The sequence below is a fragment of the Klebsiella sp. 64 genome (assembly GCF_018223915.1).
Classification (GTDB): Bacteria; Pseudomonadota; Gammaproteobacteria; order Enterobacterales; family Enterobacteriaceae; genus Klebsiella; species Klebsiella pneumoniae.
This window is the reverse complement of the sequence record NZ_JAGRQZ010000009.1, coordinates 1-24,041: the sequence shown is the minus strand read 5'-3', so window position 1 is coordinate 24,041 and position 24,041 is coordinate 1. Positions and strand designations below refer to the sequence as shown.

Annotated in this window: 22 protein-coding genes, 2 tRNA genes and 1 rRNA gene; 10 read left to right on the top strand and 15 right to left on the bottom strand. The window is 55.7% G+C overall.

The features are described 5' to 3' along the window. Positions 1-160 precede the first annotated feature (160 nt). Both rho and trxA read right to left on the bottom strand, forming a co-directional pair. Positions 161-1,420 carry a transcription termination factor Rho gene (rho, locus tag KHQ23_RS08295; protein WP_002883293.1) on the bottom strand — a complete coding sequence of 420 codons (1,260 nt, stop codon included), beginning with the start codon at positions 1,418-1,420 and terminating at the stop codon, positions 161-163. A 330-nt stretch (positions 1,421-1,750) separates the two neighbouring features. Continuing rightward, positions 1,751-2,080: a thioredoxin TrxA gene (gene trxA / locus KHQ23_RS08290; RefSeq protein WP_002883224.1), complete on the bottom strand. Its 330-nt coding sequence runs from the start codon at positions 2,078-2,080 to the stop codon at positions 1,751-1,753. Between the two features lie 341 nt (positions 2,081-2,421). Here trxA and rhlB point away from each other — a divergent pair, with 341 nt between their 5' ends. The 5 genes from rhlB (at position 2,422) to KHQ23_RS08265 (ending at position 8,174) form a co-directional block, all read left to right on the top strand. Continuing rightward, the gene (gene rhlB / locus KHQ23_RS08285) at positions 2,422-3,687 is read left to right on the top strand and encodes an ATP-dependent RNA helicase RhlB (protein WP_002883222.1); all 1,266 of its coding nucleotides are present in this window, start codon (positions 2,422-2,424) and stop codon (positions 3,685-3,687) included. 118 nt (positions 3,688-3,805) lie between these two features. After that, entirely contained in the window at positions 3,806-5,314 is a 1,509-nt protein-coding gene (gppA, locus tag KHQ23_RS08280) for a guanosine-5'-triphosphate,3'-diphosphate diphosphatase (protein ID WP_004150419.1), read from the top strand. Positions 5,315-5,333: 19 nt separating this feature from the next. Next, positions 5,334-6,260, top strand: coding sequence for a LysR family transcriptional regulator (locus KHQ23_RS08275; protein ID WP_002883211.1), 927 nt, complete (start codon positions 5,334-5,336; stop codon positions 6,258-6,260). A 130-nt stretch (positions 6,261-6,390) separates the two neighbouring features. Next, the gene (locus KHQ23_RS08270) at positions 6,391-7,389 is read left to right on the top strand and encodes an amidohydrolase family protein (RefSeq protein ID WP_004181642.1); all 999 of its coding nucleotides are present in this window, start codon (positions 6,391-6,393) and stop codon (positions 7,387-7,389) included. A gap of 62 nt (positions 7,390-7,451) precedes the next feature. Beyond that, the gene (locus KHQ23_RS08265; RefSeq protein ID WP_002883185.1) at positions 7,452-8,174 is read left to right on the top strand and encodes a DUF554 domain-containing protein; all 723 of its coding nucleotides are present in this window, start codon (positions 7,452-7,454) and stop codon (positions 8,172-8,174) included. Between the two features lie 4 nt (positions 8,175-8,178). Here the strand turns inward: KHQ23_RS08265 and rep are convergent, their stop codons facing one another. After that, complete coding sequence (gene rep, locus KHQ23_RS08260) at positions 8,179-10,200, bottom strand: DNA helicase Rep (RefSeq protein ID WP_004181641.1); 2,022 nt, start codon at positions 10,198-10,200, stop codon at positions 8,179-8,181. Positions 10,201-10,312: 112 nt separating this feature from the next. Between rep and ppiC (KHQ23_RS08255) the strand changes: the two genes are divergently transcribed. Beyond that, complete coding sequence (gene ppiC, locus KHQ23_RS08255; RefSeq protein WP_002883181.1) at positions 10,313-10,594, top strand: peptidylprolyl isomerase PpiC; 282 nt, start codon at positions 10,313-10,315, stop codon at positions 10,592-10,594. Between the two features lie 51 nt (positions 10,595-10,645). Then, the gene (ppiC, locus tag KHQ23_RS08250; protein WP_002883180.1) at positions 10,646-10,927 is read left to right on the top strand and encodes a peptidylprolyl isomerase PpiC; all 282 of its coding nucleotides are present in this window, start codon (positions 10,646-10,648) and stop codon (positions 10,925-10,927) included. A 203-nt stretch (positions 10,928-11,130) separates the two neighbouring features. Here the strand turns inward: ppiC (KHQ23_RS08250) and ilvC are convergent, their stop codons facing one another. Then, positions 11,131-12,606 (bottom strand): ketol-acid reductoisomerase, encoded by a 1,476-nt coding sequence (ilvC, locus tag KHQ23_RS08245; RefSeq protein WP_002883178.1) that lies wholly within the window; start codon positions 12,604-12,606, stop codon positions 11,131-11,133. Positions 12,607-12,758: 152 nt separating this feature from the next. Between ilvC and ilvY the strand changes: the two genes are divergently transcribed. Beyond that, positions 12,759-13,649: an HTH-type transcriptional activator IlvY gene (ilvY, locus tag KHQ23_RS08240; RefSeq protein ID WP_002883176.1), complete on the top strand. Its 891-nt coding sequence runs from the start codon at positions 12,759-12,761 to the stop codon at positions 13,647-13,649. On the opposite strand, the gene ilvA is transcribed toward ilvY, so the two are convergent. From ilvA to ilvL, 7 genes are all read right to left on the bottom strand, one after another. Further along, positions 13,646-15,190, bottom strand: coding sequence for a threonine ammonia-lyase, biosynthetic (ilvA, locus tag KHQ23_RS08235; RefSeq protein ID WP_002883174.1), 1,545 nt, complete (start codon positions 15,188-15,190; stop codon positions 13,646-13,648). The two genes, ilvY and ilvA, sit on opposite strands and share 4 nt — an antisense overlap. A 2-nt stretch (positions 15,191-15,192) precedes the next feature. Then, a complete protein-coding gene (ilvD, locus tag KHQ23_RS08230; protein WP_002883173.1) occupies positions 15,193-17,043 on the bottom strand; it encodes a dihydroxy-acid dehydratase in 1,851 nt (616 codons plus the stop codon). 60 nt (positions 17,044-17,103) lie between these two features. Beyond that, a complete protein-coding gene (ilvE, locus tag KHQ23_RS08225) occupies positions 17,104-18,033 on the bottom strand; it encodes a branched-chain-amino-acid transaminase (protein ID WP_032422068.1) in 930 nt (309 codons plus the stop codon). Positions 18,034-18,049: 16 nt separating this feature from the next. Then, the gene (gene ilvM, locus KHQ23_RS08220; protein WP_002883170.1) at positions 18,050-18,307 is read right to left on the bottom strand and encodes an acetolactate synthase 2 small subunit; all 258 of its coding nucleotides are present in this window, start codon (positions 18,305-18,307) and stop codon (positions 18,050-18,052) included. Next, positions 18,304-19,950, bottom strand: coding sequence for an acetolactate synthase 2 catalytic subunit (gene ilvG, locus KHQ23_RS08215; protein WP_211776961.1), 1,647 nt, complete (start codon positions 19,948-19,950; stop codon positions 18,304-18,306). The genes ilvM and ilvG overlap by 4 nt, the downstream gene beginning before the upstream one ends. A 2-nt stretch (positions 19,951-19,952) precedes the next feature. Further along, a complete protein-coding gene (gene ilvX, locus KHQ23_RS26605; protein ID WP_175426296.1) occupies positions 19,953-20,003 on the bottom strand; it encodes a peptide IlvX in 51 nt (16 codons plus the stop codon). A gap of 87 nt (positions 20,004-20,090) precedes the next feature. Further along, complete coding sequence (ilvL, locus tag KHQ23_RS08205) at positions 20,091-20,189, bottom strand: ilv operon leader peptide (protein ID WP_001311244.1); 99 nt, start codon at positions 20,187-20,189, stop codon at positions 20,091-20,093. A 354-nt stretch (positions 20,190-20,543) separates the two neighbouring features. Between ilvL and KHQ23_RS08200 the strand changes: the two genes are divergently transcribed. Then, positions 20,544-22,064, top strand: coding sequence for a YifB family Mg chelatase-like AAA ATPase (locus KHQ23_RS08200; RefSeq protein WP_004181640.1), 1,521 nt, complete (start codon positions 20,544-20,546; stop codon positions 22,062-22,064). A 24-nt stretch (positions 22,065-22,088) separates the two neighbouring features. On the opposite strand, the gene KHQ23_RS08195 is transcribed toward KHQ23_RS08200, so the two are convergent. Further along, positions 22,089-22,427: a DUF413 domain-containing protein gene (locus KHQ23_RS08195; protein WP_004146520.1), complete on the bottom strand. Its 339-nt coding sequence runs from the start codon at positions 22,425-22,427 to the stop codon at positions 22,089-22,091. A 118-nt stretch (positions 22,428-22,545) separates the two neighbouring features. On the opposite strand from KHQ23_RS08195, the gene hdfR reads away from it, so the two are divergent. Further along, positions 22,546-23,367: an HTH-type transcriptional regulator HdfR gene (gene hdfR, locus KHQ23_RS08190; protein ID WP_032435727.1), complete on the top strand. Its 822-nt coding sequence runs from the start codon at positions 22,546-22,548 to the stop codon at positions 23,365-23,367. 109 nt (positions 23,368-23,476) lie between these two features. Here hdfR and KHQ23_RS08185 read toward each other — a convergent pair. The 3 genes from KHQ23_RS08185 to rrf form a co-directional block, all read right to left on the bottom strand. Further along, a tRNA-Trp gene (locus KHQ23_RS08185) sits at positions 23,477-23,552 on the bottom strand. Between the two features lie 53 nt (positions 23,553-23,605). After that, positions 23,606-23,682, bottom strand: a tRNA-Asp gene (locus tag KHQ23_RS08180). Between the two features lie 57 nt (positions 23,683-23,739). Further along, a 5S ribosomal RNA gene (gene rrf / locus KHQ23_RS08175) occupies positions 23,740-23,855 on the bottom strand. Positions 23,856-24,041 lie beyond the last annotated feature (186 nt).

Genomic DNA, 24,041 nt, shown 5'->3' with positions numbered 1-24,041 from the left:
ACAAATTTATTGTATAGATTTTAGTCTGTTAAAGCTGTCTCCGCCTGCTATCCGGCGCCATTATACGACAACTTTCGTCCCGCTTTCTCTGTCTCTGGATCATACAAACCCAAAAATGAAAACGCCACGCAAAGGCGTGGCGTTTTTGGCTTTTTTTACCTTACGAGCGCTTCATCATATCGAAGAAGTCATCATTCGTCTTGGTCATTGCCAGCTTATTGATGAGGAATTCCATCGCATCAATCTCACCCATCGGATGGATAATTTTGCGCAGGATCCACATTTTCTGCAGCTCTTCCTGAGTGGTAAGCAGCTCTTCTTTACGGGTACCGGAACGGTTGTAGTCGATAGCCGGGAAGACGCGTTTTTCAGCAATCTTACGAGAGAGGTGCAGTTCCATGTTACCGGTGCCTTTAAACTCTTCGTAGATAACTTCGTCCATTTTGGAACCGGTGTCGATCAGCGCCGTGGCGATGATGGTCAGGCTACCGCCCTCCTCGACGTTACGTGCCGCACCAAAGAAACGCTTCGGACGGTGCAGGGCGTTGGCGTCCACACCACCGGTCAACACTTTACCGGAAGCCGGAACCACGGTGTTGTAGGCACGCGCCAGACGGGTAATGGAGTCGAGCAGGATGATAACGTCTTTCTTGTGTTCAACCAGACGTTTCGCTTTCTCAATAACCATCTCGGCAACCTGCACGTGACGGGATGCCGGCTCGTCAAAGGTGGAAGCAACCACTTCACCTTTCACCAGACGCTGCATCTCGGTCACTTCTTCCGGACGTTCGTCGATCAGCAGTACCATCAGGACACAGTCCGGGTGGTTGTATGCGATGCTCTGCGCGATGTTCTGCAGCAGCATGGTTTTACCGGCTTTCGGCGGCGCGACGATGAGGCCACGCTGGCCGCGGCCAATCGGGGAGGCCAGATCCAGTACGCGAGCGGTTAAGTCTTCGGTAGAACCGTTACCACGCTCCATACGCAGGCGAGAGTTCGCGTGCAGCGGCGTTAAGTTCTCGAACAGGATCTTGTTACGCGCGTTTTCCGGCTTGTCGTAGTTAACTTCGTTAACTTTCAGCAGCGCAAAGTAACGTTCACCCTCTTTCGGAGGACGAATCTTACCGGAAATGGTGTCACCAGTGCGGAGGTTGAAACGGCGGATTTGGCTGGGGGATACGTAGATGTCGTCAGGGCCGGCGAGGTAGGAGCTGTCTGCGGAGCGGAGGAATCCAAATCCATCCTGCAGTATCTCCAGTACGCCGTCGCCAAAGATATCTTCGCCACTCTTCGAATGCTGCTTGAGGATGGCAAAAATAATATCCTGCTTACGCATACGAGCCAGGTTTTCCAGCCCCATATTTTCGCCGAGAGTAATCAGCTCAGAAACCGGCGTATTCTTTAATTCGGTAAGATTCATAGTGGTGTGGGTTCTTAAACTCGGGGTAAATCTCGAACTTAATGTTGTGAATGGTATGGCAGGAACTTCCATGCCTGTTAACGGCCTTCATCTCGTGTCTGTACGTTGCCTGGTCACAGGAAAGAACGCAGAACTGAAACGACTAGACGGAATGAGTGAAAAGCCCGGAATTATTAGCTTCACGCGCATTTATGCGGGATGCTTCGGGTAAAACAAGATTCAAACAAGGTATGTTTAAAACGAAGTCTGTGGATTAACTTAGCACGACTCCAGCCGGGCGTCCAGAGTTCCGCAAAAAATAGGAATCTGGACGCCGGAACAGCAATTCGCTTACGCCAGGTTAGCGTCGAGGAACTCTTTCAGCTGACCCTTGGACAGGGCGCCAACTTTAGTGGCCGCCACTTCGCCGTTTTTAAACAGCAGCAGGGTTGGGATACCGCGAATGCCGTATTTCGGCGCAGTGCCCGGGTTCTGGTCAATGTTCAGCTTAGCTACGGTCAGTTTGCCCTGATACTCTTCAGCGATCTCATCCAGAATCGGGGCGATCATTTTGCACGGACCACACCACTCTGCCCAGAAATCGACGAGGGTCAGCCCGTCAGCCTTGAGTACGTCCGTGTCAAAACTGTCGTCAGTCAGGTGAATAATTTTATCGCTCATATTTAACTCCACAGGAATAAGCCTGGTGTGTTGGTGTCGTAGCCATCAACGACGCGCTGCGGCTACGTTATGCACGCTATTCTTCAGGATACCTCAATTCTCTGGCCTGCCAACTGGCGCAATCCATCATGGACTCGCCTGTTGACGCCAGGGTGCCCGAACGCGAACTGCATGCTGCAGATTTATCGCTCCCGACTCGCTTAGTAGTCTAAGCTATCCTGGATTCGTTCAGTTACCGTAGACGTACCTTGAATAATTTCGTACACCGCCAACGAAAGGTTGACGTTATTTCACCGGATACGCTTTCTTAATGCAATAGTTAGCTGATATTCTACCACACTATGAGCAAAACACATTTAACAGAACAGAAGTTTTCCGACTTCGCCCTGCACCCGGCAGTCATTGAAGCCCTTGAAAAGAAAGGGTTTCATAATTGCACACCCATTCAGGCCCTCGCCCTTCCGCTGACGCTGGAAGGCCGCGATGTCGCCGGGCAGGCGCAAACCGGTACCGGTAAAACGATGGCGTTCCTGACGTCAACGTTTCATTATCTTCTCTCTCACCCGGCTATCGCCGATCGCCAGGTTAACCAACCGCGCGCGCTGATTATGGCGCCGACGCGTGAACTGGCGGTACAGATCCACGCCGACGCTGAGCCACTGGCGCAGGCCACCGGTCTGAAGCTGGGTCTGGCTTACGGCGGCGACGGCTACGATAAGCAGTTGAAAGTGCTGGAAAGCGGCGTCGATATTCTGATCGGCACCACTGGTCGTCTGATCGATTACGCGAAGCAGAACCACATTAACCTCGGCGCCATTCAGGTTGTCGTGCTGGACGAAGCCGATCGCATGTACGATCTCGGCTTTATTAAAGATATCCGCTGGCTGTTCCGCCGCATGCCGCCGGCCACTCAGCGCCTGAACATGTTGTTCTCCGCGACCCTTTCTTATCGCGTCCGCGAACTGGCGTTCGAACAAATGAATAACGCCGAGTACGTTGAAGTCGAGCCGGAACAGAAGACAGGCCACCGTATTAAAGAAGAGCTCTTCTACCCGTCCAATGAAGAAAAAATGCGCCTGCTGCAGACGCTGCTGGAAGAAGAGTGGCCCGATCGCGCCATCGTCTTCGCCAATACCAAGCATCGTTGTGAAGATATCTGGGGGCATCTCGCCGCCGACGGCCATCGCGTAGGTCTGCTGACCGGCGACGTGGCGCAGAAAAAACGTCTGCGTATTCTCGAAGAATTTACCCGCGGCGACCTCGATATCCTGGTCGCGACTGACGTTGCCGCTCGTGGTTTGCACATTCCGGCCGTGACCCACGTCTTTAACTACGATCTGCCGGACGACTGCGAAGATTACGTTCACCGCATCGGCCGTACCGGTCGCGCTGGCGCCAGCGGTCACTCCATTAGCCTCGCCTGCGAAGAGTATGCGCTGAATCTGCCGGCGATCGAAACCTATATTGGTCACTCAATTCCGGTCAGTAAGTACAACCCGGACGCGCTGATGACCGACCTGCCTAAACCGCTGCGTCTGACCCGTGCGCGCCCAGGCAACGGCCCGCGCCGTAACGGTCCACCGCGCAATCGTCGTCGTTCAGGTTAAGAGATCTATGCCATACGCTCAGTCATTCAGAATCTGCCAGGGCGACCTTCCTCTGGCGACCCGCTCAGTGATGTGGATCGGGCCTAAGCGCCCCGCCGACCAGGGAGCCTTCTGAACGATGAAGAGTATGAGCTCCACCTCGCTATATGCCGCCATTGATTTGGGCTCCAATAGTTTCCATATGTTGGTGGTGCGCGAGGTGGCGGGCAGCATCCAGACGCTGAGCCGCATTAAGCGTAAGGTTCGACTGGCCGCCGGCCTGAATAGCGACAACACCCTCTCCGCAGAAGCGATGGAACGGGGCTGGCAGTGCTTACGCCTGTTTGCCGAGCGCCTGCAGGATATTCCGCCGACGCAAATCCGCGTCGTGGCCACCGCCACGCTGCGTCTTGCCGTCAATGCGGGAGAGTTTCTGGCGAAAGCGCAGGAGATCCTCGGCACTCCAGTGCAAGTGATCAGCGGCGAAGAAGAAGCGCGCCTGATTTACCAGGGTGTCGCCCACACCACCGGCGGCGCCGATCAGCGCCTGGTGGTCGATATCGGCGGTGCCAGCACCGAGCTGGTGACCGGGACCGGCGCACAAACAACCTCGCTGTTTAGCCTGTCGATGGGCTGTGTCACCTGGCTTGAACGCTATTTTGCCGACCGTAGTCTGACGAAAGAGAATTTCGATCTCGCCGAAGCGGCTGCGCGCGAGGTGCTACTGCCCGTCGCCGATGTGCTGCGCTATCACGGATGGAAAGTGTGCGTTGGCGCCTCCGGCACCGTTCAGGCTCTGCAGGAAATTATGATGGCGCAGGGGATGGATGAACGAATCACCCTCGCCAAACTCCAGCAGCTTAAACAGCGCGCTATCCAGTGCGGACGTCTGGAAGAGCTGGAGATCGAAGGCTTAACCCTTGAGCGGGCGCTGGTGTTTCCTAGCGGGCTGGCGATCCTGATCGCTATCTTCAGCGAACTGAATATTCAGTGTATGACCCTCGCGGGCGGCGCGTTACGCGAAGGCCTGGTGTACGGCATGCTGCATCTCTCCGTTGAGCAGGACATCCGCAGCCGCACGCTGCGTAATATTCAGCGTCGTTTTATGATCGACACCGAACAGGCCCAGCGCGTCGGCGGCCTTGCCAGTCATCTGCTCAGTCAGTTGGATGGCAGCTGGGAGCTGGATCCGCTAAGCCGTGATTTACTCCTTAGCGCCTGTGCGCTGCATGAGATTGGGCTGAGCGTGGATTTTAAGCGCGCGCCGCAGCACGCCGCCTATCTGGTCAATAACCTCGACCTGCCGGGCTTTACCCCGGCGCAGAAGAAGCTGATTGCCACGCTGCTCCTTAACCAGACTAACGCTATCGACCTCTCTTCGCTTCATCAGCAGAATGCCGTCCCGCCGCGGGTGGCTGAGCATCTGTGTCGTCTGCTGCGACTGGCAATCCTGTTTGCCAGCCGGCGGCGCGACGATCTGTTGCCCGCCATTCAGCTGACCGCTCAAGACGAACAACTGACGCTGATATTGCCGGGAAACTGGCTGGATGAACATCCGCTGGGTCGGGAGATGGTCGATCAGGAGTGTCAGTGGCAAAGCTACGTCCACTGGATACTTCGGGTCGCCAGCGGCGATACGCTGAAATAATATCCAGCCAGGAGGGCGGATGCGGGAAGAACTGGATTTCAAATCGCTACGCTTTTTCTCTGCGCTCTACCGCTTGGGCAATGTTTCCCCAGCAGCGGACGCGCTCGATATCAGCCAGCCCACCGGCAGCCTTTTGCTGAAAAAACTACGAGATCATTTTGCTGACCCGCTGTTTGTCCGGGTCGGGCAGCGGATGATCCCGACGCCGCGAGCGGACGCGATCGCCCCCACCATCTCGACTCTTCTCCAGCTTGCCGATAACGATTTAGCGGTCAAACCTGAATTTCTTCCCCAGCAGAGCCAGCGTAATTTTACGATCGGTATGACCGATATCAGCCAAATGACGCTGCTGCCTTTATTGCAAATTGCGCTCCAGCAGCAGGCGGCGGACGGGATCACCTTTACGGTACAGAATCTGGATGAGCAGACCCTCAACGCCCTCGAATCCGGGAAATGCGATCTCGCGATCGGCTATCTGACGCAGCTTCCGGAAAGCGTCTACCAGCAACATCTCTTCGATCAATCATATGTCTGCCTGGCTGCGGAAAACCATCCTCGCATTCGCGCACAGCTCCGCGCCGAAGACTGGCGCCAGGAAAAGCATCTGGCGATCCGCGTGGAGGGGACTGCCCATGGCGATATGGATAAGCTGCTTGATGAGCACCACATGCCCCGGCGCATTGCGCTAACGTTACCAAGTTTTTTAGGTACCGGTGAGCTGGTGGCCGAAAGCGATATGATTGCCGTCGTCCCGGAACAGGTGGCGCGGCATATCACCCGGCGCTATCCCTGCCGCAGCTGGCCGCTGCCTTTTCCCCTCGCCAAAATCGCCATCCGTCAGGTCTGGCATCAGCGGCTGCACCGCGATCCCGGACATATCTGGCTACGCTCGCTGATCGCTACGCTTGCCGATCCCGCACAGCAGAGTACTTCTATTAAAATCTAAGTAACAAAATACGCCCGTGTATTGGTTTTATTAATAACCCCTATTACGTTTGGTTTATTGCTGGTAATACGTGAAAGCTTTTATTCTCCTCGCATCAAGCCACACTGACTCATATCGCAAGGAAAATATCATGCGCGGAAAAATTGCTTTAGAAGAACACGTATCCACTCCTGAAAATAACCGTCTGTGGGATTCATCTGGTGAAGCAGGTCGTAACGGCACAGAATATATGAAAGATGTTGAACGCCGCCTGCTGGATCGCAGCATTCAGCTGGAAGAAATGGCGCAGCGTCATATTGATCATGTAATTCTTTCTCTGACTTCACCTGGCGCCCAGTCTATTTTAGATAAAGCCAAAGCCGTCTCTTTTGCCCGCGATACCAACGATTTTATCGTTGAGAATTATGTTAAGCCAAATCCGGACAAATTCAGCGCCTTCGCCACCCTGGCATTGCAGAACCCGGAAGCCGCGGCGGAAGAGCTGGAGCGCGCCGTGAAAAAGTTAGGCATGAAAGGTGCGCTGATCAACGGCTACACCAACGTTAAAGATAGCGAGCATGGCCTGTATCTTGATGACGAATCCATGCTGGTATTCTGGGATAAGGTCAACGAGCTGAACGTGCCTGTCTATCTGCATCCTCGTGAACCGCTGGAAGGCCCGGCGCGTGGCATCTATACCGGTTACGAAAGCCTGATCGGCTCTGCCTGGGGCTTCGCTCAGGAAACGGCAGTGCATGCTATTCGTCTGATGATGAGCGGTCTGTTCGATCGTTATCCTAACCTCAATCTGGTGCTGGGTCACCTCGGCGAAGGGCTGGTACATATGCTGCCGCGCACTCAACATCGTCTCTATCGTCAGCGTTTCGGCTGCGGTCTGGGTAAAGCGGAAAAACCGTTAATGCACTACCTGCAGAATAACTTCATCGTTACCACCAGCGGCCATTTCAATACCCATTCACTGAATAATGCTATTGAAGTCATGGGCGCCGATCGCGTGATGTTCTCTGTCGATTATCCGTATGAAGATATTCATCAGGCCTGCGACTGGTTTGATCCTTTAGAACTTGAAGCAGGCCTGAAAGAGAAAATCGCCTGGGGTAATGCCAGCCGCGTATTTAACATTAAATAATTAATTTAAATATTTCAGGGCCTGTATATTCAGGCCCTGATTTTTATTAGAGAAAATAAATTATGGCTATAGGTATATTTGTCTGTAGCGGCTCGCTTCTCGTTGGTGCGCTGGCGGGCGCTTCACTGAATCGTTTTATTCCGGAACATTTCAAAAAAACCTTACCGTTGATCGCCGGACTGATCTCAATCAGTATGGGCATATTCTTTGTCAATAAATTGCATAACCTGCCGCCGATTGCCCTGGCTATTATTGTCGGCACGATTATCGGCGGCCTGTTGAATATTGAAAAATGGATTGAACGAGCCGGAACAACGCTGCGCAGCCCCATTGAACGTATCTTTCCGGCGCAGTCCAGCGCCAGCGTCGGTGCGGAAGATTTTATGAATCAGTTTATCGCCGTGCTGATCCTGTTCTGCGCCAGCGGTACCGGCATCTTCGGCGCCTTAACCGAAGGGATGACCGGCGACCCGACCATTCTGCTGACCAAGTCGATCCTCGACTTTTTTACTGCCGCGATTTTCGCCTCCACGCTGGGGTATATCATCACCGTGATCTTTATTCCCCAGCTGATTGTTTTCGTTATCCTGTTTTTCGCGGCAACCTTTATCATGGCGTTAATCAATCCGTCGATGATCGCCGACTTCACCGCCTGCGGCGGCATCATTATGCTGGCGACCGGTTTCCGTCTGTGCGGGATCCGTGCCTTCCCTACCGCCAATATGCTGCCCTCGCTAATACTGGTGATGCCCTTCTCCGCCGCCTGGCAGCAGTTTATCGCCTGAGACGCTAAGCTTTTTTCGCCTTTGCCAGCATCGCCCGAATATTAGCGACGTTGGCCTGGCCTTTTTGCATCCGCTCTTCAGGCGTAATGGTTTTGCGTGCCTGCTCCCAGATAAGGTCGTCCTGAGGGAGCTCCAGCAGAAAACGACTCGGTTCAGGACGCACCAGCTCGCCATATTGCCGGCGCTCCTTACAGAGCGTAAAGGTCAGCTCTTTCTGCGCACGGGTGATGCCAACGTAGGCTAACCGTCGCTCTTCATCGACGTTATCTTCATCAATGCTGCTTTGGTGCGGCAGCAATCCCTCTTCCATTCCCACCAGATAAACGTAGGGGAACTCCAGCCCCTTTGACGCATGGAGAGTCATCAGCTGCACCTGATCCAGCTCTTCATCCGATTCGCCGCGCTCCATCATGTCGCGCAGGGTAAAGCGGGTGACCACCTGGGTCAGGGTCATCGGCTCATCGATTTCGCTGCCTTCCAGCATCTCGGTCATCCAGGTAAACAGCTGGTTGACGTTTTTCATGCGCATTTCCGCGGCTTTCGGGCTGGGCGAGGTTTCATACAGCCAGGATTCGTAGTCGATCCCGCGAATCAAATCGCGCACGGCGTTGACCGGCTCGCGTTCGGCCAGCTGCTGGATCTCGCGTAGCCAGTGGGTGAAGCGGGTGAGAGATTCATAGCCGCGCCCGGTCAGCGTCTGGCTGAGACCCATATCAAAGCTGGCGGTGAACAATCCTTTGTTGCGGCCCATCGCCCACTCACCGAGCTTTTGCAGCGTCGCCGGGCCGATCTCGCGCTTCGGCGTGTTGACGATACGCAGGAAGGCGCTGTCGTCGTCCGGGTTGGTCAGCACGCGCAGATAGGCCAGCAGATCTTTAATTTCCGGACGCGAAAAGAACGACGTGCCGCCGGAGATTTTGTACGGGATGCGGTTCTGCATCAGCATCTTTTCAAAGACCCGCGACTGGTGATTGCCGCGATAAAGAATCGCGTAGTCTTTGTAATTGGTTTTATTAATGAAGTGGTGGGCGATCAGCTCCCCGGCCACGCGCTCCGCTTCATGATCTTCATTGTTGGCGGAGAGCACTTTCAGCTCCGCGCCATATCCCAGTTCGGAGAACAGCCGCTTTTCAAAGACGTGAGGGTTATTGGCGATCAAAATGTTGGCGGCTTTCAGAATACGCCCGGATGAGCGGTAGTTCTGCTCAAGCTTGATCACCTGCAGCGCCGGGAAGTCCTGGCTGAGCAGCACCAGGTTCTGCGGCCGCGCGCCGCGCCACGAGTAGATCGACTGGTCGTCATCGCCCACCACGGTAAAGCGCGCCCGCTGACCCACCAGCAGTTTCACCAGCTCATACTGGCTGGTATTGGTATCCTGATACTCATCTACCAGCAGGTAGCGGATCTTATTTTGCCAGCGCTCGCGCACCTCCTCGTTGCGCTGCAGCAGCAGCGTTGGCAGCAGGATCAGATCGTCAAAATCGAGGACATTGCAGGCCTTCATGTGCGCGTCGTATAGCCCATAGCAGTGGGCGAAAATACGATCCCGTTCGCCTTTCGCGCCAGCGGCGGCCTGCGCCGGGGTTTTTAGATCGTTTTTCCAGTTAGAGATCGTCGAGATCAGCTGCTGAAGCACCACTTTGTCATCTTCGATCAACCCTTCGGTCAGTTCCTTAAGCAGCGCCACCTGATCGGTATCGTCGAATAAGGAAAAGTTAGACTTCATACCCAGCGCAGCGTATTCCCGCTTAATGATATCCAGCCCCAGGGTGTGGAAAGTGGAGATCATCAGGCCACGCGCCTCTTTGCGCCCCAGCGTTTGCCCAACGCGCTCTTTCATCTCGCGCGCGGCTTTATTGGTAAAGGTCACGGCCGCGATATGGCGCGCCTGATAGCCGCAGCCGCGGATCAGGTGGGCGATTTTATTCGTAATAACGCGGGTCTTACCGGAACCGGCGCCCGCCAGCACCAGGCACGGTCCGGTGACGAATTCGACGGCTTGTTGTTGGCCAGGGTTTAAACGCATGGGAGTCTTGCTCAATCTTCGAACGGGGTGGGGATTGTAGCAGAAAGCGGAGCCGAGATTTACTGACTGATGGTAAAGTGTCAGCCACGCAAACCATCCTGAGAATGATGTCATGGCAAAAAGCGCAGCGGCCCTGCATATCCTGGTCAAAGAAGAGAAACTGGCGCTGGAGATCCTCGCCAAACTGGAGCGGGGCGTCAGCTTCGATCATCTGGCGAAACGCTATTCTAAATGTCCGTCTGGCCGCAACGGCGGCGACTTAGGCGAGTTTCAGCAAGGCGCGATGGTCGGTCCGTTTGATCAAGCCGTCTTCAGCTGTCCGCTGCTCAAACCCTATGGCCCGGTGAAAACCAAATTCGGCTACCACATCATCAAGGTGCTGTATCGCCGCTAGCGCGTGATACTATGGCGCCCTGATTTATCCCAACTCACTCAAGGCGCAATCATGGCTAAAACCGCGGCAGCACTGCATATCCTGGTAAAAGAAGAGAAACTGGCGCTCGATCTGCTCGAGCAGCTCAAAAACGGCGCCGATTTCGGCAAGCTGGCAAAGAAACACTCCATTTGTCCGTCAGGCAAACGCGGCGGCGATCTGGGTGAGTTCCGCCAGGGCCAGATGGTACCAGCCTTCGATAAAGTGGTCTTCTCCTGCCCTGAACTGGAGCCAACCGGCCCGCTGCATACCCAGTTCGGCTACCACATCATCAAAGTGCTGTACCGGAAATAATAAAAAAACCCGGGGATCTTAATCTCCGGGTTTTTGCCTGATGGCGCTTCGCTTATCAGGCCTACTAAACAAATCCATGCCTCTATGGATTTCGGCTTGCCGGAAGGCGGCAAGGAAGTACATCCCCAGGAACAAAGATTACTATGTGACTGGGGTGTACGTACCGTAGCCAACGCATCGGCAAGTCGAAAGACGACGAGGAATTAGCCGGCTACCGCGATACGCTTCATATCGGTCATATAACCGCGCAGTTTCTTACCAACCTGCTCGATAGCGTGGCTGCGAATCGCTTCGTTCACATCGCGCAGCTGCGCGTTATCTACCGCGCCTTCGGCAATCGCTGTGCCCAGGTCGCCGGTCTGCAGGGTGGTCATGAACTCTTTCAGCAGCGGTACGCAAGCGTAAGAGAACAGGTAGTTACCATATTCAGCGGTATCGGAAATAACCACGTTCATCTCATACAGACGCTTACGGGCGATGGTGTTGGCGATAAGCGGCAGCTCATGCAGTGATTCGTAGTAAGCAGACTCTTCGATGATGCCGGAGGCCACCATGGTTTCGAAGGCCAGCTCAACGCCCGCTTTCACCATCGCGATCATCAGAACGCCTTTATCGAAGTACTCCTGCTCGCCGATTTTGCCTTCATATTGCGGCGCGGTTTCGAAGGCGGTTTTGCCGGTCTCTTCACGCCAGGTCAGCAGTTTCTTATCATCATTCGCCCAGTCCGCCATCATGCCGGAGGAGAATTCGCCGGAGATAATGTCGTCCATGTGTTTCTGGAACAGCGGCGCCATGATCTCTTTCAGCTGCTCGGACAGCGCATAAGCGCGCAGTTTCGCCGGGTTGGAGAGGCGATCCATCATCAGGGTGATGCCGCCCTGCTTCAGCGCTTCGGTGATGGTTTCCCAGCCGAACTGAATCAGTTTTTCTGCATACGCCGGATCGGTACCTTCCGCCACCAGCTTGTCGAAGCACAGCAGAGAACCCGCCTGCAGCATGCCGCAAAGGATGGTTTGCTCGCCCATCAGGTCAGATTTCACTTCCGCCACGAAGGAAGATTCCAGCACGCCCGCGCGGTGGCCGCCTGTCGCCGCAGCCCATGCTTTGGCAATCGCCATGCCTTCGCCTTTCGGGTCGTTTTCCGGGTGTACCGCGATAAGCGTCGGTACGCCGAAACCGCGTTTGTACTCTTCACGCACTTCGGTGCCCGGGCACTTCGGCGCCACCATCACCACGGTGATGTCTTTACGGATTTGCTCGCCCACTTCCACGATGTTGAAGCCGTGGGAGTAACCCAGCGCTGCGCCGTCTTTCATCAGCGGCTGTACGGAGCGCACAACGTCTGAGTGCTGTTTGTCCGGCGTCAGGTTAACCACCAGGTCGGCCTGCGGGATCAGCTCTTCATAAGTGCCGACTTTGAAGCCGTTTTCAGTCGCTTTACGCCAGGAGGCGCGCTTCTCAGCGATCGCTTCTTTACGCAGCGCATAGGAGATATCCAGGCCGGAGTCACGCATGTTCAGACCCTGGTTCAGGCCCTGCGCGCCGCAGCCGACGATGACCACTTTTTTACCCTGAAGGTAGCTTGCGCCATCGGCGAATTCGTCGCGCGCCATAAAGCGGCATTTGCCCAGCTGTGCCAGCTGCTGGCGCAGGTTCAGTGTATTAAAGTAGTTAGCCATGTCTGTAACTCCGTGATGTTGTGTCGTGCTTATTGTTCGGTTCGCTTTTGCGAGAATGAACTTACTATATGACAGGAATTTTATTGCGGAAATTGATATATTCACAACGTCACGTTGCATTTTATGAAATACAAAACCGGGGAGTACGCGTCGTGGATTTACGCGATCTGAAAACTTTTCTGCATCTGGCGGAAAGCCGCCATTTTGGCCGCAGCGCGCGGGCCATGCACGTCAGCCCGTCGACGCTTTCGCGCCAGATCCAGCGTCTGGAAGAGGACCTCGGCCAGCCGCTGTTCGTGCGAGATAATCGCACGGTGACCCTTACCGAAGCCGGGGAAGAGTTACGTACCTTTGCCCAACAGACTTTATTGCAGTATCAGCAGCTTCGTCACGTCATCGATCAGCAGGGCCCTTCGCTCTCCGGCGAGCTGCACATCTTCTGCTCCGTCACCGCCGCCTATAGCCATCTGCCGCCGATCCTCGACCGCTTTCGCGCCGCGCACCCCTCGGTGGAGATCAAGCTCTCGACCGGCGACGCCGCCGACGCTATGGAGAAGGTCGTCACCGGCGAAGCCGACCTGGCGATTGCCGGTAAGCCGGAGACTCTGCCAGGGTCGGTGGCGTTTTCGATGCTGGAGAACCTCGCCGTGGTGTTAATTGCCCCGGCCCTTCCCTGCCCGGTGCGCAACCAGGTGACCGTCGAGCGCCCCGACTGGTCGACAGTGCCCTTTATCATGGCCGACCAGGGGCCGGTACGTCGGCGCATCGAGCTGTGGTTTCGGCGGCATAAAATCAGCAATCCGTCGATCTACGCCACCGTCGGCGGGCACGAAGCGATGGTGTCGATGGTCGCCCTGGGATGCGGCGTGGCGCTGCTGCCGGAAGTGGTGCTGGAGAACAGTCCGGAGCCGGTACGCAACAGGGTGATGATCCTGGAGCGCAGTGATGAGCAAACGCCGTTTGAGCTGGGTGTTTGCGCACAAAAAAAGCGGCTGCATGAGCCGCTTATTGATGCTTTCTGGAAAATTCTTCCCAACCACTAACCCGCGAGGAAAAAGCGGAATGCCGGGTTATGCGTTTCGTCGTGGCACTCATAGCCCAGCTCATTGAGACGAGTTTCAAAGTCCGGCTCGTGCTCGCCCAACTCGAAGGCCGCCAGTACCCGACCATAGTCAGTGCCGTGGCTGCGGTAGTGGAACAATGAAATATTCCAGTGGGTGCCAAGGGTATGCAGGAATTTCAGCAGCGCCCCCGGCGATTCCGGAAACTCGAAGCTGAACAGCCGCTCCTGCAGCGCTTTTGACGGCCGGCCGCCGACCATATAGCGCACATGCAGCTTAGCCATCTCATCATCAGAGAGATCCACCACGCTGTAGCCGCCGTCGTTCAGTAACTGGAGGATCTCTTTCCGCTCTTCCAGGCCACGACTCAGGCGTACCCCGACAAAAATACAGGCGTCTTTGGCATCGGCAAAGCGGTAGTTGAACTCCGTCACCGAGCGGCCCCCCAGTAGCTGGCAAAACTTCAAAAAGCTACCTTTCTCTTCCGGGATCGTCACCGCCAGCAGTGCTTCGCGCTGTTCCCCGAGCTCGCAGCGCTCGGACACGTAGCGCAGGCCGTGGAAGTTGACGTTGGCCCCGGACAGAATATGAGCCAGACGCTCGCCGCGGATGTTATGCTGGGCGATATACTTTTTCATCCCCGCCAGCGCCAGCGCGCCGGAAGGCTCCGCCACCGCCCGCACATCTTCGAACAGATCCTTCATCGCCGCGCAGATAGCATCGCTATCGACGGTGATGATATCGTCCAGATACTCCTGGCATAAACGGAACGTTTCATCGCCGATGCGTTTGACCGCCACGCCTTCGGCAAACAAGCCGACGCGCGGCAGATCCACCGGATGGCCTGCGTCCAGCGCCGCCTTCAGGCAAGCAGAATCTTCCGCCTCCACCGCGATCACTTTGATCTGCGGCATCAGCTGCTTGATCAGCACCGCCACGCCCGCTGCCAGACCGCCGCCGCCCACCGGGACGAAGACGCGGTCAATATGGGCATCCTGCTGCAGCAGCTCCAGCGCCAGGGTTCCCTGTCCGGCGATGACCATTGGGTGATCGAACGGCGGCACCCAGGTAAAACCCTGCTGTTGCGCCAGCTCAATCGCTCTCGCCTTCGCTTCGTCAAAGTTGGCGCCGTGCAGCAGCACTTCGCCGCCAAAGCCGCGAACGGCATCGACTTTGATATCGGCGGTCGCTACCGGCATCACGATCAGCGCCTTAACGCCCAGCCGCGATGCGGAAAACGCCACGCCCTGGGCATGGTTGCCCGCCGAAGCGGTGATCACCCCGTGGGATTTCTGTTCGGCAGTCAGGCTGGACATCATCGCGTAAGCGCCGCGCAGCTTAAAGCTGTGTACCGGCTGGCGATCTTCACGCTTCACCAGAATAACGTTATCCAGCCGCGACGAGAGCTTATCCATTTTTTGCAGCGGCGTTTTCTGCACCGCTTCATAAACCGGCGCGCGCAGCACTGCTCGCAGGTACTCGGCGCCCTCAGGGGCGCCGGACAAGGGTTGTGAATCCGCCATGATTAGCCACCCAGCTTGGATTTATCGCGTACCGCGCCTTTGTCGGCGCTGGTCGCCAGGCTGGCGTAGGCGCGAAGGGCAAAGGAGACCTGACGCTGGCGATTCTTCGGCGTCCACGCCTGGTCGCCACGCGCCTCCTGGGCTTCACGACGCGCCGCAATTTCCGCATCGCTCAGCTGCAGCTGGATGCTGCGGTTCGGAATATCAATCGCGATCATGTCGCCATCTTCAATGAGCGCAATGTTGCCGCCGCTCGCCGCTTCCGGAGAGACGTGACCGATAGAGAGCCCTGAGGTGCCGCCGGAGAAACGGCCATCGGTGATCAGCGCGCACGCTTTGCCCAGCCCCATCGACTTCAGGAAGCTGGTGGGGTAAAGCATTTCCTGCATCCCCGGCCCGCCTTTCGGCCCTTCGTAGCGGATCACCACGACGTCGCCTTCCACGACTTTACCGCCGAGGATGGCCTCAACCGCATCGTCCTGGCTCTCATATACTTTCGCCGGACCGGTAAATTTCAGGATGCTGTCGTCCACGCCGGCGGTTTTCACGATACAACCGTTTTCTGCGAAATTGCCGTACAGCACCGCCAGGCCGCCGTCCTTGCTGTAAGCGTGTTCCAGAGAACGGATACAGCCTTCGGCGCGATCGTCATCCAGGGTATCCCAGCGGCAGTCTTGCGAGAACGCCTGGGTGGTACGGATGCCCGCCGGGCCGGCGCGGAACATTTTTTTCACCGCATCGTCCTGGGTCACCATCACATCGTACTGTTCCAGGGTCTGCGGCAGCGTCAGGCCAAGGACGTTTTTGACCTCGCGATTCAGCAGCCCGGCGCGGTCCAGCTCGCCCAGAATGCCCAGCACGCCGCCGGCGCGATGCACATCTTCCATATGGTATTTCTGCGTGCTCGGCGCCACCTTACACAGCTGCGGCACTTTGCGGGAGAGCTTATCGATATCGCTCATGGTGAAGTCGATTTCAGCTTCCTGCGCCGCCGCCAGCAGGTGCAGAACGGTATTGGTGGAGCCGCCCATGGCGATATCCAGCGTCATAGCGTTCTCAAAGGCCGCCTTGCTGGCGATATTGCGCGGCAGCGCGGAAGCGTCATCCTGCTCGTAATAGCGTTTGGTCAGCTCCACGATACGTTTCCCGGCGTTTAGGAACAGCTCCTTACGATCGGCGTGGGTCGCCAGCAGAGAGCCGTTGCCCGGCTGTGACAGGCCCAGCGCTTCGGTCAGGCAGTTCATGGAGTTCGCCGTGAACATCCCGGAACAGGAGCCGCAGGTCGGGCAGGCGGAGCGTTCCACCTGATTACTCTGCTCGTCGGACACTTTCGGATCCGCCCCCTGAATCATCGCATCCACCAGGTCAAGCTTGATGATTTTATCTGACAACTTGGTCTTCCCGGCTTCCATCGGGCCGCCGGAAACAAAGATCACTGGAATGTTCAGGCGCAGGGAGGCCATCAGCATCCCCGGGGTGATTTTGTCGCAGTTGGAGATACAAACCATGGCATCAGCGCAGTGGGCGTTAACCATATACTCCACCGAGTCGGCGATCAGCTCGCGGGATGGCAGTGAATAGAGCATACCCCCGTGGCCCATAGCGATCCCATCATCCACTGCGATGGTGTTGAATTCTTTGGCCACGCCACCGGCGGCTTCAATCTGCTCGGCAACCAGTTTGCCGAGATCGCGCAGGTGCACGTGCCCGGGGACAAACTGGGTAAAGGAGTTAACGACGGCGATAATCGGTTTGCCGAAATCGGCATCGGTCATTCCGGTTGCGCGCCACAACGCGCGGGCGCCCGCCATATTGCGGCCATGTGTGGTGGTGGCGGAACGGTACTTAGGCATGCTCTTTTTACTCCCATCTGTGTTTATTAAATGGGACGGTGCGTGCCGTCCCATTTTTAATTACTTACTTACCGGATCCAACCAGCCCCATTTATCTTGTGTTTCACCGGTGAAGAGGCCAAAGAAGGCTTCCTGAATGCGTTTGGTTACCGGACCGCGACGGCCTGCGCCGACCTGGATGCCGTCCACGCTGCGTACCGGGGTGATTTCCGCCGCAGTGCCGGACATGAAGACTTCATCCGCCAGATACAGGGATTCACGGGACAACACCTGCTCGCGGACTTCGATACCAAGATCTTTCGCCAGCTTGATAATGGCGTCGCGGGTAATGCCCGGCAGCGCGGAAGAGGTAAACGGCGGGGTGAACAGTACACCGTCCTTCACTTCAAACAGGTTTTCCCCTGCGCCTTCGGAGATATAGCCGTTAACATCGAGGGCGATACCTTCCTGATAGCCATGGCGACGCGCTTCACTGCCAACCAGCAGCGAGGAAAGATAATTACCACCGGCTTTCGCTGCCGTCGGGATAGTGTTCGGCGCCGCGCGGTTCCAGGAAGAGACCATTGCATCGATCCCCTGCTCAAGCGCTTCTGCGCCGAGGTAGGCTCCCCATGGGAACGCCGCGATGATCACGTCAGTGTTGTAACCTGGAGGCGGGTTTACCCCCATGCCGACATCGCCAACAAACACCAGCGGACGGATATAAGCGCTGGTCAGATTATTGGTTCGAATGACTTCGCGGCAGGCTTCCATCAGTTCGTCGACGCTCTGGGAGACCGGGAAACGATAAATTTTGGCTGAATCATGCAGACGCTGCATATGTTCGCGATGACGGAACACCACCGGGCCTTTGTGCGAGTCGTAGCAACGGATCCCCTCGAATACCGAGGTACCGTAGTGCAGCGCATGGGACATCACATGAACTTTCGCTTCGCCCCACGGAACCATCTCGCCATTGAACCAAATGTAATCAGCTTTTTTCGTCGTCATTTTTCTTCCTTTGCGCTCAGGCGCGGATTTGTTGTGATGTGGGTTGCTGGATCTCGACGCAGGCAACGTCGACCAGTTTGCTTAATTGACTAAACAGTAATTCGACAGGCCGCGGGCTGGCAACGGTCAATTCGATATTTATGTTCTGTGCGTCCGGCGCGGTTTCCATGTTCATTGCGCAGATGTGGAAACCCCGGTGGCGGACAACGCGCAGCACGCGCTCTAAGGTTTCCGGGTTGAAACGTGCCTGTAAAGCGACCTGATGTTGCATCATGATAATTTCTCCAGCATTTCAGAGTTACTGGCGCCGGGCGGCACCAACGGCCAGACATTCTCAAGTTCGTCGATTGAGACATGAAGCAGGTATGGCCCCTGGCTCGAAAGCATGGTGTCGAGTGCCGCTTCAACCTGGTCTTTACGGGTGATGTGTTGGCCAGGAATACCGAAGGCGCTGGCCAGCGTGAGGAAATCAGGGTTATCAGTCAGAGTGGTTTCGCTATAACGTTCCTGGAAAAACAGCTGCTGCCATTGTCGAACCATCCCTAACCGCTGGTTGTCGAGTAACACGATCTTCAGCGGTAACTGCTTGCGTTTAACGGTGCCCAGCTCCTGTACATTCATCATGAAGGAGCCGTCACCGGAGATACAGATCACCGTATCGTTAGGGCGCGCCACCTGGGCGCCAACGGCGGCCGGCAGGCCAAAGCCCATGGTGCCTAAGCCGCTGGAGGTGATAAAGTTTTCCGGGCGGGTATAGGTCATATGCTGAGCCGACCACATTTGGTGTTGGCCAACGTCGGTGGTCACCACGCTGTCCGCCGGTTTGCGGTCGGAAAGCTGCTTCAGCAGCAGCGGCGCGTAGATTGCCTCACCGGGATGATCGTAACGCCAGGCATGCTCGGCACGCAGTGCGGCACTCCGCTCGCGCCAGCCATCGATAGCTAACGGCTGCTGCAGCGCCGGCAGCAGGCAGTTCAGATCGCCTGTCAGACCGATATGCGCCTGACGCAGCTTGTTCAGCTCCGCCGGATCGATGTCTATGTGGATCACTTTGGCATGCGGTGCGAAGGTATTGAGCTTACCGGTCACGCGATCGTCAAAGCGCGCGCCGACGGCGATCAGCAGATCGCACTCCTGTACCGCCAGGTTGGCCGCCTTAGTGCCGTGCATTCCCAGCATGCCGAGATAATAGGGATAATCAGCATCCACCACGCCCAGCCCTTTCAGGGTGCAGGTTGCCGGCATCCTGGTCACCGCCAGGAATTCGCGCAAAGCCGGTACCGCCTGCGCCATGCCGACCCCGCCGCCAACATACAGCATCGGTTGCTGCGATTGGGCCAGCATTTGCAGAGCCTGCGCCACTTCCGCCTGCGGAAATGCCATCTCATCGGCGACGGTAGAGAAATGGGGATCGAGGTCGCCCTGCGCCATCTGAATATCCTTAGGGATATCAACCAGCACCGGACCTGGACGGCCTGAGTTTGCCACCTGGAAAGCCTCGGCAATAACCCGCGGCAGTTCGTCCAGAGACTGCACAAGGAAACTGTGCTTAGTACAGGCCAGTGACAAACCGAGAACGTCTACTTCCTGGAACGCATCCGTGCCGATGAAGGGTGCGGCCACCTGGCCGGTGATAGCTACGATGGGAATAGAGTCAAGCAGGGCGTCCGCCAGGCCGGTGATCAGATTGGTCGCGCCCGGGCCGGACGTCGCGATACACACCCCGGTTTTACCGGTTGCTCGCGCATAACCAATGGCCGCCATGGCTGCCCCTTGCTCATGCCGGCACAGCAGGTGCTCCACGCCGCCGTCATACAGTGCATCGTAAACCGGCATAATTGCGCCACCCGGATAGCCAAAAACTGTGTCGACTCCCTGTGTCCGCAAAGCATGTACCACCCACTGCGCGCCATTCATAGTTAGTTCCCCGTCATAAATCGGGAGAAACAGAATTTTATGCTAAAAGTCATCATCTGCTCCTCGCTTAGGTTATTTCAGTTATAAAAAAACCCCCGGACCTTTCGGTGCGGGGGTCTTAGTTCGTTAAGGCTTGATTTCTAAGCCTTTCCTCGTCCAAGTGCAGCCCCGCACGGTGGGATAATAATCACCACCACGCTAATCACGACCAGGCTAATCACTCGTAGAAGGGCTGTCATTTTCTATACTTTCTGGCTTCTTGTTCGAAGGAATACCTAAAGAGTTACCACAGACATCACATAAAGCACAAGATTTTTTTATATCTTCGTTGCTGATCAGCCTAACGGTTTCAATAAAAATAATTGTTTTATATGAAAAAAATCAAAAATGAAAAAAATTCAGTTTTCTCACCCCTGCCGCGCTCTTCGGCGCCCTCTTTGCCAACATAGCTCTGTTTTGCGATCAAACGTCCATTTTCGGCTAAATGTAACGATATGCCGCGAAAAGTATGGATACGCAGTTCTAAATTCGCACTTTTTCCGTTCTCGCTTTACGTCATGCCAACCATAATTCTTCTCTGTCCAGGAGGTTTTATGTCGCTCGCTATCGTCTATACTCGCGCGGCGCTCGGTATCGAAGCGCCATTGATTACCGTTGAGGTTCATCTCAGCAACGGTCTTCCTGGTCTAACTATGGTCGGGCTGCCGGAAACCACCGTGAAAGAGGCCCGCGACCGGGTCCGCAGCGCCCTGATCAACAGCGGCTACGCTTTTCCTGCGAAGAAGATAACCATTAACCTGGCGCCAGCGGATCTGCCCAAAGAAGGCGGACGATACGATCTGCCCATCGCTCTCGCGCTTCTCGTTGCCTCAGAGCAGCTCAACACGACGCGACTGAATCAATATGAGTTTGTGGGCGAACTCGCCCTTACAGGTGGGTTACGAGGCGTTCCAGGGGCGATCCCCAGCGCAATGGAGGCCATCAAAGCCGGCCGGCGCATTGTCGTCTCCTCTGACAATGCGGCGGAGGTCGGCCTGATCGGCGGCAGCGATTGTCTGGTCGCCGACCATCTGCAGGAGGTTTGCGCATTTCTTGCGGGGCAGACATCGCTTTCGCCGCCTCTCGCCGAGGCGCCTGCTCGGGATGAACGCTACGAAGATCTGCTCGATGTTATCGGCCAGCAGCAGGGCAAACGAGCGCTGGAGATTGTGGCCGCCGGTGGTCACAATCTGCTCCTGATAGGCCCGCCCGGGACCGGGAAAACCATGCTAGCCAGCCGACTCCCCGGTCTCCTGCCGCCATTAAGCAATCAGGAAGCGCTGGAGAGCGCGGCCATACAGAGTCTGGTCAACCTCCACACTGCAAAGACGCGGTGGCGTCAGAGGCCGTTCCGCGCCCCCCACCATAGCGCCTCGCTGGCAGCGATGGTGGGCGGCGGCTCGATACCGGTCCCCGGTGAGATTTCCCTGGCCCATAATGGCGTGCTGTTTCTTGATGAACTGCCGGAGTTTGAGCGGCGGGTACTGGATGCGCTACGCGAACCCATTGAGTCAGGCAAGATCCACATATCACGCTCGCGCGCCAAAATTAATTATCCGGCGCGCTTTCAGCTTATTGCAGCGATGAATCCAAGCCCGACAGGACATTATCAGGGTAAACATAATCGTGCATCGCCGGAGCAGACATTGCGCTACCTTGGACGCCTGTCAGGCCCCTTCCTCGACCGCTTCGATCTTTCCTTAGAGATCCCATTGCCGCCGCCAGGAATACTGAGTCAGGGCTCGCAGGGCGAAGAATCGAGCGCAACGGTCCGGCAGCGGGTGCTGGCGGCGCGTGAACGACAAATGCTCAGGCAAAATAAACTCAATGCCCATCTTGAGAATCGTGAAATGAAGAACTGCTGTCGCTTAAGGCGGGAGGATGCTGTCTGGCTGGAACAGACGCTAACGCAGCTGGGGCTTTCTATTCGCGCCTGGCAGCGTCTGTTAAAGGTTGCGAGAACCATTGCCGATCTGGCAGAGGTTGAAGAGATTGAACGCTGTCATTTGCAGGAGGCGCTCAGCTATCGGGCAATTGATCGGATGCTCAACCATCTGCAGAAAATGATGGCGTAAAAAAAGGGCTTACGCCCTTTTTTCTTAGTCATCGCTTTCGGTGTAATCGTCAGCGCCTTCCATCTGCGGTTTGCCGCCGGACAGAGTATGGAAACGCTTCGGCCGCTTGATACGCGCCATATACTTAATCCATACGCGTTCTGCTTCCGTCACCGGCTCACGTTCACCACGGCACACCGAGACAAATTGTTTTTCATCTTCGGTAACAGGTTCGCGCTTACCCAGTTCCAGTTCGTTAAAGGCATAACCATGACGTTCCAGCAGTTGCGCCTCTTTGATGGTGAAATCACCGTGACGGGAGAACCCGCGTGGATAATTTTTATTGTCGAAAAAACGATTAGTCGTCGTAAAGCTTTCCGCCATCCTACACGCTCCTGATTCTTTGGCCGAGCTATTTATGGCGCGGAGTATTAGTTACGCTTGACAGAGCGTCAAACAAAACATTTAAATCATCACGACAAATAATTTTGTGGAGAACGGTGTGGATACGGAATTGCTCAAGACTTTCCTGGAAGTGAGTAGAACTCGTCACTTTGGGCGAGCAGCAGAGGCGCTTTATCTGACACAGTCAGCAGTCAGCTTTCGTATTCGTCAGCTGGAAAATCAACTTGGTGTGAATCTGTTCACCCGTCATCGTAATAACATCCGCCTGACGACCGCCGGCGAAAAGCTCCTCCCCTATGCCGAAACGCTCATGAATACCTGGCAGGCTGCGCGCAAGGAGGTGGCACACTCTTCGCGACATAATGAATTCTCCATTGGGGCCAGCGCCTCCCTGTGGGAATGTATGCTTAACGGCTGGCTCGGTACCCTCTACAGCGCACCTTACAATCTCCAGTTTGAAGCCCGTATCGCGCAGCGGCAGTCGTTGGTTAAACAGCTTCACGAACGCCAGTTGGATCTGCTGATCACCACCGAATCGCCGAAGATGGATGAATTAAGCAGCCAGCTGTTGGGTAATTTTACTCTTGCCCTGTATTGCGCATCGCCTGCAAAAAACACAAATGAATTGAATTACTTGCGCCTTGAATGGGGGCCTGATTTTCAGCAAAACGAAGTGGGACTGATAGGAAGCGATGATGTTCCGCTGCTCACTACCTCTTCAGCTGAACTGATCTATCAGCAATTATCGCGCCTGAACGGCTGCTGTTGGCTACCTGCTCGCTGGGCGAAAGAGAAGCATGGGTTACATACGGTCATGGACAGCGCTACGTTATCCCGTCCACTTTATGCGATCTGGTTACAAAATAGCGATAAGCAGGCGCAGATCCATGAGATCCTGAAAAACCCTATTCTGGAATAAACGCTACTCTCCATGGACGGAGATCAGCAAGGTATTTTCGTCGGGGATATTGCCAATGGAGATTAGAGATAAAAAAAAATCCTTTGCCTGAGCAAAGGATTCTTATAAATGGCAGGGGCGGAGAGACTCGAACTCCCAACACCCGGTTTTGGAGACCGGTGCTCTACCAATTGAACTACGCCCCTAAAATTTTCTTACCATTAAGCCTGCTATTTGAGCAGGCTTAATGTTAAATAAGTGGCGGAACGGACGGGACTCGAACCCGCGACCCCCTGCGTGACAGGCAGGTATTCTAACCGACTGAACTACCGCTCCACCGAATTTCTTCGCTTTATTACCACCGGTTGTCACCCCGGCTTACTGCAATTTGATGCCTGGCAGTTCCCTACTCTCACATGGGGAGACCCCACACTACCATCGGCGCTACGGCGTTTCACTTCTGAGTTCGGCATGGGGTCAGGTGGGACCACCGCGCTAGTGCCGCCAGGCAAATTCTTTGTGCTCAGTACGCAATTCTTTATCGCATCAGCTGCGTTGCCTGCGCTCGTAAAGTCAGTCACATACTTCAGTATGCTCCTTCCTTTCCGTCGCTTGTCGCCTTGCTGCTGCGCAAATTATTGCGTACTCAACTCTGAATCTAAGCTGAAAACTCTCTCAATCCACCAAAACATCTT